Annotated in this window: 1 protein-coding gene; it reads right to left on the bottom strand. The window is 54.8% G+C overall.

Features of this window, described 5'->3' with window-relative positions; translation table 11 throughout:
• Positions 1 to 13: 13 nt before the first annotated feature.
• A partial coding sequence (locus HMPREF2785_RS09700) for an ISL3 family transposase (RefSeq protein ID WP_141750682.1) occupies positions 14 to 646 on the bottom strand: 633 nt, incomplete at its 5' end.

Below are 646 nucleotides of genomic sequence, written 5' to 3'. Positions count from 1 at the left end.
GGCCCTTCCGGTTTTAGAGTGCGTTGATTTTGTCCTGTAGTTGTCCGGAGTGGATTAGGCATCGCAAGATGTAGTGGTTGAGGTTTTTAAATCCTAGGGCGATGCCGCGTAGGTGTTCGAGTCTGCCGTTGATTGCCTCGACGGGGCCGTTGGATGCACCGATATCAAAGTAGGCGAGCACATCTTTGCGCCTTCGCCACAGGGTGCGTCCCAGTTGGGCGAGCTCTTCTAAGCCTTTCGGTAATCCTTTACGCAGGGTGTGGATGATGCGTTCCATGAGCTTTTTGCCTTCCGATTTCTTCGGATGCGCGTACGCTGCGATCATGTCTTGGTAGACCAACCACGTTACTTCTAGGCACACGTAGTCGTCATCGGTGGCCCACAGCATTTCTAAGCGTTGCTTTTGCCGCTCGGTGAGATAATTCGTCCTGGTCAACAGGGTGCGCCGATGCTTGTACAGTGGGTCATCTTTGCGTCCGCGGCGCCCGGTGGTCTCACGTTGGAGTCGCTGTCGGCAACTGGTGAGTTTGTCGGCTGCCAGATGCACCACATGGAAAGGGTCCATGACTTTGTCAGCTTGTGGTAGTTGCTGCTCGACTGCGGTGGCATATCCGGTGAACCCATCCATGGTCACCACCTGTATCTG

This window comes from Corynebacterium sp. HMSC067D03 (assembly GCF_001811185.1).
Lineage (GTDB): Bacteria > Actinomycetota > Actinomycetes > Mycobacteriales > Mycobacteriaceae > Corynebacterium > Corynebacterium coyleae.
Note: the sequence above shows the minus strand (reverse complement) of the source record. Positions and strands in the feature narration are given on the sequence as shown.